Here is an 11,500-nt window from a genome sequence, read left to right as displayed (position 1 = left end):
AGGGTACCTCCTATAATGAACCTTATCACATAAACATTATTTAGTTAAGTGTCTCGTTTTTTTAATGTCTTGGATGATTTGTCCCAATATAGCAATAGGCATAACAAATTGTAAAATATATCCATTGAATAAAATAAAATCTCCAACAGTTAGAGATCCCTGTAAAACATGTTGCCCTACGATATAAGTAAACAAAGAAAGACCTACTCCTAAAATCACAGATGCCCTATATGAGAAAGTGTTACATTCGTCATAAATTTAACTTCTGTTGCTTCTTTCTTTTTTAGTTCTGCTTCGCAAGTAAAAATTGCAAGATCAGATTTTCCAAACACTTTAACAGCTTCATAATTAGACAACCAATCTGCAATGATTCCATCTGCATCCTTGTCAGCTTCATTAGCCTTTTCACGAGCCTTTAGAACCATTTTTAAGACTATAAGAGTATAAGCAAAGAAAATTCCGAATATAGCTACCATAAAAAAGCTATAGATAAGTGGATAGAGAAGGAAGATAAGAGCAACAACAAATAAAAACTCTAGTACAGTGGGAAAAACGTGAAAAAATAGTCCTAAAACTATATGAGGAACATTCTGCTGTGCTCTTCTAATAATATTTGTGAGAGCGCCTGGCTGTTGATTAAGAAAATAATTTAAAGAAAGCCCAAAAATGTGGGATAGAACTTTTGATCCTAGGACAAAAGTAAGACGTTGCTCAATTTTATACATAAATATTGTACGAATATACACAGAAATCTGGCTAATTGTCCAAATAATGCCATAACTTAAAAGAATACAACTAACAAATGTGGAATTTGGAAATGAGAAAGAATCAATAATTTTTTTAAGCAAAAGAGGAAGAGCTAGGTTAGAAAGGACTCCAAAAATTAGACCAATAATGGAAAGTAAGAAACTTAGCCGGATTTTTTTGTTGGAAAATGCCAATGCAATGATGTCTCTAATACATTTACCATAGGGGTTATAGGTTTTCATTTCTTAAAAATTCATAAAGGAAAGTGTTTGAGTAACCTGTGTCAGCGGTTAAACATTGAACTTCAATTGGAGCCTTCTCTTAAAGAATATATCCCACTGAGAGATAGCCAATATCCACCAACTTGAATTACATAGCAACTGTATATTTTAACCTAAAAAAAGAAATTGGAGAGACCTGTCACTGATAAAGAGTATTGATTTTCGAAAATTTAAGAGAGTATCAATTTTTTTTAGGCTCGTCAAGTTAAACAAATTGGAGATGGCAGAATCTTCTCTTTTAACCTTTATAGACCCTTTCTTCTTGTGCACATAAAATTAACAGCTAACTTATTATGAGTACAAAAAACTATAAAATCATATAACTTAAAGTTAAAGTTGATTTTCCTTTTTTGCATTGCCCTATCTGCCTCTTCCTCTTTTTCTTTCATTGAGTTAACCAGACTTTATTTAGTATTCTAGTTTTTTAATACCTTACTCTCAAAATTAAAAACTCTATGAGAGTGTTCAATAGTTATGTCAACAATCATATATTAAGGAACACTCTCTAATTTATTTGAAATTACTTATATCGTTTTTTGCTATGGGGAATTTCATAACCTCTACCAAACCATAAAAGATCGTGTTGTTTTGTTTCTAATAAATTCCCTCTTACATACATCTTATCAGTATTAGGCTTATGTCTTCCAAGAGCTGCGCTAGGGCTAAGCGAAAACCTCTCATATAATTTAGATTCATGTGCTACCCGATCATCTTCCCATTCCTGCTTTTCTATACTTAAAAGGAATGGGCGGCTACTAATCCTATAAGAAGAAGCTATTTCCAGTTTTCTTGAAATCGATTGCCCAGAGCTCGTTGGAATATTGTGTGTTACAGAAAGCTTAACGCTTTCATAAGAACGTTTTTCTTCTATTACATGTTCAAAACCTACATGCTCTTTATCTAAACTCAATGATTTTGGGAAAGTTAAATTGTATCGAGTTTGATCAGGACGAAGATATGAGACTGTTATATCACATCTTTGCTCTCCTGGAACACCATTTATATCTGAAAAATCTCCTATTGCTACAATGCCTAACTCCTCTTCTATATGCGGAACATATACTGGACCTTCTTGAGGAAAATTCTCAATCCGCCCAATTTTATCTCCTTTATAAACTCTTGCAGAACGGTGGTCTGCATTTTTATGGCTCCAATCTGAGCTTTGATCTGGTCTGTGTTTGATTACTTCTTCAAGAATTTGAAGCATTTGACCATTTTGCCCTCCATTTCCAGGAAAGCTAACAGCATTGCTCACATTAATAAAGACACGCGCTGTTCTAGTTAATATATTGTCTTCTGGTTGAAAAGGATCAAAAAATTTTTCATGCGCAAATGGCAGAGAGGATACTTCATATCTAGGATTTATAATTACACTTCCTTCTGTTCCCTTGTCTGTTCTATAAGACACAGCTAATCTCAATAATTGGTATGATTTTTCCTCTCTAAAATCATCACGAAAACCTAAATGTGTTTTAGTTAAAGGAAGCTGCAAATAGGCAGATACTGGATATAAGCTCCCATCCGGACGTGTATAATATGTCGTTACTCTACATCTATGCTCATTTATAGTATGCATATTTTGTTGAGATGCGTGATCAGGTAAAATATCAACATGAGATTCTCTATAATCCACGAAATCTTCCTGGCTATCTGATGATGGTAATACTCTTCCACTTCGATCTGAAGAATATACTCTAAAAGACTTTAGTCCCGCATCCGCATGCTGCCAATGTTGACTATTTGTGGGGTAATGCCATACTTTTTCAGAATAAACAACCTTACTTTCTTCGCTTATATTCCCAAAATCCTGCGCATCAATAGGATTTATATATACTGTTAAAATTTTACTAAAAATATTACTCCCTTCATGCAGAGAGGGACTCATACGTCTTAAGTGTCCAAATGAAACACTTCTATTTATTTCAGCTTGTAGAACATCTTGTCTTACCGCTTCATATTCTACAAAACTATTGAGAACCTGATAAGAAGCCCCTCCTGTTAAATCATGCTCAAACCTTACATGAGCATGTTTGATTGTTAAATCTTGTGCTGCACTTGTTATTTTTCGCAAAGAACCATCTCCTGCTTCATATTCTCGCTCAAGCAAGCAGCTCTGTTTAACAGAAAGTCCTCCTTTTCGTTTAGGGCTTCCTCTAAAAATAATAGAAGTATTTTTGTGCACATATTCAAAAATTTCTTCTTTTGTTTCTCCTATTCTTCTTGTATCCCCACCTTTTTGAGCTGTTATGTAAACTAAACGCTTAGATTTTTTCTCCTTATCATGATGTTTCCAAGGACCTGCTTCTTCTTTCCCCTCATCACAAACAGCTCCAACAAGAAGATCTACTATTGCTATCGCTCCATTCGTTTGAAGCTCTTGATATACATTCTCAGAAATATGAAGAAGTTTCCCATCTCTGCGCGTAACTATACCTTGTGCAAGAGGGAGTCCTCGTGCAATGTCCATTCTTTTTTCCATCATACTTACAACATCAGGAGTTGCTTGAGACTTAGACATAGGCATTAAAGGACTTCCTAAAACAGGAGGAATCCCTTTTGAAACTGTAAGAGGGGTTAATAAACCAGAAGGTACAACTACATCAACCTCATCATCAAAAACCTCAACTATTGGCGAATGACTACCATCTTTTTTCTCATCATTTTCCTGTATACCTAAAATATCAACATGCTCTTTTGTTCTCAAAACTTGAGAAGGTCTTTCCTCTGAAAAGTCTTCCTCTGCTTTTCTTTTTTCATGCTTACCCGCAAAAACAGTCCCCATGCCTGCAAGGCAAAAACCTACAACTAACAAACTTGCTCCAACTTTATCCCATACTTTATAATTTTTTGTCATTCATACCCCCATATTTCTAAATTTATAGAAAAATTAATTATAAGAAAAATATTTTTCTTTCGCTTTTAATAAATAAAATAATCACATAATTATTCTTACTTCAATATAGAAAATCAAATTTTTCTTTAAATATCTATTAAAAATCTTAGATTCATATAAAATTTCAGGAAAAGAAATCTCAAGTAGATAAGATTATAACCCATCATGCGAGCTTCTTATTATCTTAATTTCTATTTAGGCAGTATCGACATTTAAAATAAAAATAAGATAGTTTAAGGCAAAGTAACTGAGAAATTAAGAGGGTTACATGAAAAGCCGTTATGAACTATCTAAAATCCAATGGAATAAGATCAAAGATTTAGTTCCCAGAAAGCCGGGAGATAGAGGCCGACATGGGAAAGACAACCACAATTTTGTTAATGGGTTCTGTGGATTTTAAGATCTGGTGCGCGTTGGTCTGACCTTCCCGAAAGATACGGGAAATATAAAACTGTCCACAAGCGCTTTACCCGCTGGGCTCATCAAGGTGTTTGGGAAAAGATCTTTTATTTTTTAATAGAAGATCAAGATAATGAATATCTTATGATTGATTCAACACTTGTGAGAGCACATCAGCAATCATCAACCTATAAAAAAAGACCAGGCTTTGGGGCGTTCCCGAGGAGGATTAACGACAAAGATCCATATGATATGTGATGGTTTAGGGCTTCCTTTAAAATTTATTGTAATATCTGGACAAACATCTGATAGTATACAAGTTATCTCTCTGCTTGCCCATAAGAATACAAAATATGTTTTAGCAGACAATGGATATGACACCAATGAAATCCTAGAACATACCAACATTCAATGAAATTAATCCCTGTTATTCTACCTAAATCTAATCGGAAAGACCAACGCCTATATGATAAGTATCTTTATAAGGATAAGAAAAGAAATCTTATTGAGCGTTTGTTTAATCGATTAAAAAATTTTAGAAAGCTTGCAACACGATACGAAAAAATTCTTACTAACTTTGAATCTCTCCTTTATCTTGCTTGTTCTTTATTATAGTTAGCTTAAATGTCGATACTGCCTAGTTTTTTTAAGAATTTTTCTTGATAAAATTTTTAAACATTTTTCTCAATATTTTTCATTTCTGTTGCGTTGGTGATAATTTGGAGATAATATTAACATGAAAGATTTGTGAATTGTTCTAAGGTTATTTATTTAAAAGACTTTTGAAGAAAAAGAGTTCATATTCCACAACAGACTTAAAATCTGTCGGTTATATGGCCGTGCCAGTTCGAGTCTGGCAGCGGGCACCAACACTTTCAGACAATTAATAAAAAAGTATCCCGTAGAAAGAAGCATTTGAGACAATTATACGATTTCTTGATTTAGCCCCTACTTGCCTCATTATCACTCTCAAGATCCTTCATGTTTATTCATTTCAAAGAGCATTCCATATGAAAGACCAAAAGGAGAAGTTTCTCCAAAACATAGACTCTGAGAGGCATAAAAACATATGCGTCTAAATTCAAAATATTTCTGAGCTTTCTTTATAATTTCTGCAGATAATATACGAAAAAACATTTTAAAATAACCTAGAAGCAACTCAAAATACCTCTAGAGACTCTTGATGAAAGGCATGGATCCAGATATCATGCTATGACCCTTGTGCTTTTGGATACTTAGGGCAAAATAATATTAATCATAAAATAAGGGAGTTTTCTCATGAAACTAAAACACTTAAGCATTCTCACAGCTTCTTTTGCATTTATGCAAATAATAAGTTCGGAAGGACAAGCCACAAATGCACTTGGGCACAATAGTGTGCTCGATATGAAGCACATGATGTACCCACCTTATGGAATCTCAGAAATAGATGGGGACCGAAAAACCCAAGCTATTCTTTCTATCGGTCAAAGCCTTGCAAACTTGCAGGCTCTTCATACACTTGTTACAAGCCATGTCATAGAACATGCAGAAGCAGAAACTAAAAATAAAGCACCTGCTTATAATCCAAAAGAAGCTCAAGAGCATATTGAAATTGGAAATGCCATTGATGCCCTTTTTGTTACACAAGATAAAGCACATCAAACTTTAAAAGAAGAAGCTGGAAAAGCCGGACAAAAGCTTGCCGTACAAAGCCTACCCCAAAGGCCCGATTTCGGCATCTTAGGAAATGAAAGAACTCAAGATCATGTAAGCCATGCAGAAGCAGTAAGAGCTGCATACATACGTGAACTTGTCTTCTGGCAAAATATTGCAGCACTTCACGGGCTCCCAAATCAAGCTTATGGAGACATAGGGCTATTGCTAGAAGAAATGCATTCAGCAGAAAAAGAGATTGCTGATGTAACTAAAAAGCATAACAACTCTACCTATAATCAAATACACCCATAGATTTTGGATAACATAATACTGAAAGAATATTTCTCCAGAAGGCTAGAAATGTCTTCTGGAGATAAAGTGCCATAGAATGAAATATTTTCTCCCTAAACCATAAAATTCAAAAACCTTTATACCATAAAGAAACAACCTTTTTAGAATTCCCTTTGAAAAAATAAAAAATCTTCATTTAAAAAAATATCCATACTTGAAAATGTCTCTTTTGTTAAAATTGCAAGAATTGAAACGGTACAATCTCGTCGTGATGTTTTAAAGAGTTTATTCTTTATCTCCAAAGAAAAAAATTAATTTTACCATTCATCTTGTTCCTTTCTGAAATATTATTCAAAATCTTCAATGGTTTTATGGCTTATAACCGATGCGGGAAATTCATTTAAAATATCTGCTTGAGATGCATATTCATCTTGTTTTTTTATTAAGAGCCATTTTTCTTCCTGAAGACGTTGGAGAATAAAATTTCCTTTTAATTTTTGTCCCTTAAGTTGGAAGAGAATATGCCCTTCTTGAAGTGCCTCTTTCATTGAAATATTTTGACCATTTTTAAAGGTTATATTTTTATAAGGTCCTTGGTCCCACATGAGGACAATTCCTCCTCCATAATGATGATGTGGAATAATGCCTTCAAAATTAGCATAACTTAAAAGATGATCTTCTGTTGAAATCGCGAGTCGTTTCAAGTTTGGATTCAAAGTTGGCCCCTTAGGAAGAGCCCATGATTTTAAAACACCGTTTACATATAATCTAAAATCATAATGCAGATGACTGGCTTTATGTTTTTGAATAATAAAAAATGGTTTCCGAAGATTAATCATCCCGCAAACCCCCTTCATATTACCTTCGTATTTATTTCAATATGCTTATATTCTACTTTTTAAGTTTATATCTTTTTTTGTAGGAATTAAAGCATCATTTCCATTAGCACAGATGCATAAAAATAAAAAGAAAAGAACTTAGCCGACAACTTTTTAATTCAAAAACTCCTTCTTGTTTTATAAATTATTTTTTGATGCTACTTCCTGTGTCCATGCTTAATAAAAAAACCCAAAAAATTTAATTTTTGGGTTTTTTTAAGAAAAACTACTTAAAAATAAATTATGGTTTAATCAGTTGCATTTTTCGCCGCATCTTTTGCAGCATCTATACCTTCTTCAACCCGATTAGCCGTTTTTTTAGCAACACGCGCTGTTGCTCGGCCTGCTTTTTTTACGCCTTTAGAAACAGAATGAGCACTTTCTTTTGTCTTTTTAGCAAGAGTGTGGGCTCCTTTTTTTACCTTTTCTTTAGCACTGTGGGCTTTTTCTTTAACTGTTGTCATGTCATTCTCCTTGCCAAATTGAGCATCAGATCCTTCATAAGGTTGTAAAACGTCAGACGAGACTTCATTTGATGAATCTACCTTCGTATATGTAGAGTCAGCAAACACAGCTTGCCCCGCACAGGCCAGCGATATTGAAAGACCAAAAAGCAGGGATTTATAAACATAAAATTTTTTCATATGAAACTCCTTAAAAAATTTAAAAAAGACCAATGATATTATCTTGAGTAATTACGAGAGTTAGACTTATGAGCTTCATTTTAATTTTACCTTCGTTTAGCTATTTTTTCAATTCATTTTTATTCATTTTCATCACATCTTCTATTATCCGACTTTTCTTCATCCTTAGATCCTCCTAAGGACATCTTATTTATCGGACAACTCGATTGCTATTTATATCGGGCATATCATATATTATCGAGTTCCTAAATTTTTCTTGCATTCATACTCAAAATAAGATATTTTTTCCTTTTTAAATTTAATACTTGGAGTAGATTATGCAATTTTTAATATTTATTCTTACATTATTTTTTCTTGTCGGTCATGCACAAGCCGCCCTTATTAATTTTTCACCCGAAGAGTTTGAAACCTGGAGGAAAGAAGCTAAGGCCGCTTCTCAAGTTGGACCTTTTAAGGCATGCGGAGCGATTCTTTTTCAGTTAAACGGAACTGATACCCTACACACCTGTAGTTCTGCGACACTTATTGAACCAGATATTATTATAGGAGCCGCGCATTCTTTCAAGTATATAGACCACGGAACCTACTTTTTTACAGTCTCTCCCGATATTGATCCTTCTGATAAAGCATCTTTCGGAAACCCCGTTAAAATTCTATTCGCTAGAAGTTTTGCGGGTCAAGATGTTGCTGTGGCCAGTTTAGAAAAGCCAATTACGAGCGTTGAACCTGCAAGTGTTTTAACAGAAAAAGAATATGCTTCTCGACAAAGTTTAGCATATGCAGCCTTTGAGGGGGTATATGCTGGATATGGAAAAGATTTTTGTTTTTTGAACACACAAACAATGTCAAAAGAGGAGGTACAAAGAAACTTCCAAAGTGCATTTCAAGTTATAAGAGGCGTTCACGGCCATCCTCAACCACGTATCGTTGAATTAACGCCAGAGCAACAGACGCTTTCACCAGATGAGCTTGAAAAACAATTTCCAACAATAGTGCCTCCAAAAGCGGAAAAAAAACAAAAGAGTCTCGCACATATCCATATCATGAATTTTGCTCTTAAGCCTGAAGCATTTTTAGGCATTCCCGGGATAAGTGGTGAGGAAGCTCATTCAATACTTCCTCCTACTCAGTCACGTATTTCCGTTTCATTAACAAACACAATAACTGGAATGGCAATGATGGACAAAGGTTATTCAGCAGCCGTCCCGGGTGATTCAGGAGCAGGAATGTTCGTGCAAGTCTCAGGTCCGAGGTCGTCTGTGCCAGATATGTTCTCCTCCCCTTCTATACAAGAGAGGTTTGCAAAAGTTAAGGAAGGAGTCTGGAAATTAACTCATATTGTCGCTGAAGGAAAGCTAGATGAAAGAATGTCCACACAGACCTCTGAAACAGGCAAATGGACCCATACGGTACATACCTATGCAGAAGATATCCATTATAAGCGCGGACGCCTTGCACGTGCTATAGCCTCTCTGCGCGCAGCAGCACCTAAACCCACTGCTTCTTAATCATGGCTTCAAAATAATTTTTTTCTTATAGAAATATGAGGAGAAAGAGCTTATTCTAAAACGGTAGGTTCCTTCTCCAATTTTTTTTAAAGTTTGAAGATCAAAATAATGAAAATAGCCCTTGTTACAGATGAATTTCATCCTATTAATACATTTGTCTTAGAATCCATCAAGAAACGCGGATTTCACTCTGTTCTTTTTGGTTCTTATATCACGCATAAAGATGTGCCCTGGGTCGAGGCAACTGTTGAAGCTGCAAAATTAGTTGCAAATGGGACTTGTTCTGAAGGAATTTTTTTTTGTTGGTCAGGAACTGGGGCTTCCATCGCTTCTAATAAAGTCAAAGGAATTCGAGCAGCTCTTGTTTCAGATGCAGAAACAGCTCGTCTTTCTCGCACTTGGAATCATGCAAACGTTCTCGTGTTATCAAATAGATCTTTAACAGAGAAAGCAGCTGAAGAAATTTTAGATGCTTGGTTTGAACCTTATGATACAAAGCTTGGTCAAGAGGGTATAGAAGCCCTTAATAAGCTTGAAGCACTTGGAGAAATTTGACGTTCTCTGCTTTTTAAGCATTTTGAGATTAGTGATTTTCATTTTTCACCTCTAATCAAACAAACGACCCGTTTTCTTCTAAAAATTTGTTTCGAAAGAAATTTCATCTAAATTCTTCCAAAAATATTTCCCTTTTTTATTATTTCCATTTATTGATTTTTAATTTCCTTATATACTCAAAGTTATAAAAAAAATAAAAGGGAGCATAAAAATGGACCTACAATTTTTAGGGGCTGCGGGAACGGTAACGGGCTCTAAGTACCTTCTTACAACATCTCATAAAAAAATTCTTGTGGATTGCGGGTTATTTCAGGGCCTAAAGAATTTACGTCTTAAGAATTGGGAAGCTCTTCCTTTTTATCCAAATAAAATTGATGCTTTGCTTGTCACGCATGCGCATATAGATCACACAGGTTATATTCCTCTTTTGGTAAAGCAAGGGTTTCGAGGCCCAATTTACTGTTCTGAAGCAACGTTCGAGCTTTGTAAAATTCTCTTGCGTGATAGCGGCATGCTTCAAGAAGAAGATGCTGCCTTTGCAAATAAACATGGCTTCTCAAAACACAATCCCGCTCTTCCCCTCTATACACTCAAAGATGCAGAGGCAAGTTTAAATTATTTTCATCCTCTTCCTTTTAACACTCCTTTTGATCTTGGAGAAAACATACATTTCTCTTTCTTACCAGCTGGTCATATACTTGGGGCTTCCTTTATACGTCTTACAGATGGTAAAATCTCCCTTCTTTTTTCAGGCGACATGGGACGTTTTCATGATATTATCATGAATCCTCCTACCCTTGTGGAACAAGCTGATTATTTGGTGTTAGAGTCTACATATGGAGACCGAAAGCATACTGAAGATGACCCTAAGGAAATCTTAAAAAATGTTGTTCTTCAAACAACAAAACAAGGCGGAACCCTTGTTATCCCCTCTTTTGCAGTAGGACGAGCCCAAACAATTTTATATTTGCTTTCTCTTTTAAGACAAGAGAATGCCATTCCTCCTATTCCAATTTATGTCGATAGTCCTATGTCTACAAACGTAACTGAACTTTATTGCCGATTTAGTACAGAACACAATTTACCTCATGATAGGTGCGTTGATATGTGCAAAATTGCACATTTTATAAATACACCCCAAGAATCAAAAGAACTTGATTTAAATATGTCTCCAAAAATAATCATTACAGCGAGTGGAATGGCAACAGGAGGACGTGTTCTTCACCATTTGAAAGCTTTTGTGGGAGATCCTAAAAATATTATCTTTTTTATTGGATTTCAAGCTGCTGGAACCCGTGGTGCATCTCTTGTAGGAGGAGCCCAAGAGATTAAAATTCATGGCCAATACTTTCCGGTACGCGCTAAAATTCTTAAAGAGGATAGTCTGTCTGCCCATGCCGACTACACAGAGATCTTAAGTTGGCTTGAGAATTTTAAATCTCCTCCTAAAACAATTTTTCTCACCCATGGGGAAGCAGCACAAGCTGATGCATTGCGGCTCCGGATTCAAGACAAATTCAAGTTTAAATGTATCGTGCCTGAATACCTTGAAACTTTTGAATTAAAATAGTTTTAAACTTTTTTCTTTTTTAGGTCTTTAGGGTTGAATATTTTTAAAAAATCAGGCACCGATAAGGTTTCTTTACACCCTTAACAGAATTTTATC

At 35.0% G+C, this 11,500-nt stretch carries 9 protein-coding genes and 1 pseudogene; 5 read left to right on the top strand and 5 right to left on the bottom strand.

Translation table 11 applies throughout. The features are described from left to right. Window positions 1–215: 215 nt before the first annotated feature. Together JSS34_03395 and JSS34_03390 are read right to left on the bottom strand one after the other, a co-directional pair. Window positions 216–989, bottom strand: coding sequence for a hypothetical protein (locus tag JSS34_03395; protein ID MBS0185382.1), 774 nt, complete (start codon window positions 987–989; stop codon window positions 216–218). Window positions 990–1,548: 559 nt separating this feature from the next. Beyond that, window positions 1,549–3,882 (bottom strand): hypothetical protein, encoded by a 2,334-nt coding sequence (locus JSS34_03390; protein ID MBS0185381.1) that lies wholly within the window; start codon window positions 3,880–3,882, stop codon window positions 1,549–1,551. A 307-nt stretch (window positions 3,883–4,189) separates the two neighbouring features. Here JSS34_03390 and JSS34_03385 point away from each other — a divergent pair. Continuing rightward, a pseudogene (locus JSS34_03385) lies at window positions 4,190–4,935 on the top strand (IS5 family transposase). A gap of 354 nt (window positions 4,936–5,289) precedes the next feature. Here the strand turns inward: JSS34_03385 and JSS34_03380 are convergent. Further along, window positions 5,290–5,457 carry a hypothetical protein gene (locus JSS34_03380; protein MBS0185380.1) on the bottom strand — a complete coding sequence of 56 codons (168 nt, stop codon included), beginning with the start codon at window positions 5,455–5,457 and terminating at the stop codon, window positions 5,290–5,292. Window positions 5,458–5,598: 141 nt separating this feature from the next. On the opposite strand from JSS34_03380, the gene JSS34_03375 reads away from it, so the two are divergent. Then, window positions 5,599–6,270: a hypothetical protein gene (locus JSS34_03375; GenBank protein MBS0185379.1), complete on the top strand. Its 672-nt coding sequence runs from the start codon at window positions 5,599–5,601 to the stop codon at window positions 6,268–6,270. Between the two features lie 326 nt (window positions 6,271–6,596). Here JSS34_03375 and JSS34_03370 read toward each other — a convergent pair whose 3' ends face one another. Then, window positions 6,597–7,106 carry a DNA ligase gene (locus tag JSS34_03370; GenBank protein MBS0185378.1) on the bottom strand — a complete coding sequence of 170 codons (510 nt, stop codon included), beginning with the start codon at window positions 7,104–7,106 and terminating at the stop codon, window positions 6,597–6,599. A 269-nt stretch (window positions 7,107–7,375) separates the two neighbouring features. Continuing rightward, window positions 7,376–7,771, bottom strand: a complete 396-nt coding sequence (locus JSS34_03365) for a hypothetical protein (GenBank protein MBS0185377.1) — start codon at window positions 7,769–7,771, stop codon at window positions 7,376–7,378. A 317-nt stretch (window positions 7,772–8,088) separates the two neighbouring features. Here JSS34_03365 and JSS34_03360 point away from each other — a divergent pair, with 317 nt between their 5' ends. The 3 genes from JSS34_03360 to JSS34_03350 all read left to right on the top strand — a co-directional run bounded on the left by JSS34_03360 (window position 8,089) and on the right by JSS34_03350 (window position 11,404). Beyond that, window positions 8,089–9,279, top strand: coding sequence for a hypothetical protein (locus tag JSS34_03360; GenBank protein ID MBS0185376.1), 1,191 nt, complete (start codon window positions 8,089–8,091; stop codon window positions 9,277–9,279). 108 nt (window positions 9,280–9,387) lie between these two features. After that, window positions 9,388–9,834: an RpiB/LacA/LacB family sugar-phosphate isomerase gene (locus JSS34_03355; protein ID MBS0185375.1), complete on the top strand. Its 447-nt coding sequence runs from the start codon at window positions 9,388–9,390 to the stop codon at window positions 9,832–9,834. A 211-nt stretch (window positions 9,835–10,045) separates the two neighbouring features. After that, complete coding sequence (locus JSS34_03350; protein MBS0185374.1) at window positions 10,046–11,404, top strand: MBL fold metallo-hydrolase; 1,359 nt, start codon at window positions 10,046–10,048, stop codon at window positions 11,402–11,404. The last annotated feature ends 96 nt before the right edge of the window (window positions 11,405–11,500 follow it).

Source organism: Pseudomonadota bacterium (assembly GCA_018242545.1).
Classification (GTDB): domain Bacteria; phylum Pseudomonadota; class Alphaproteobacteria; order 16-39-46; family 16-39-46; genus 16-39-46.
Note: the sequence above shows the minus strand (reverse complement) of the source record. Positions and strands in the feature narration are given on the sequence as shown.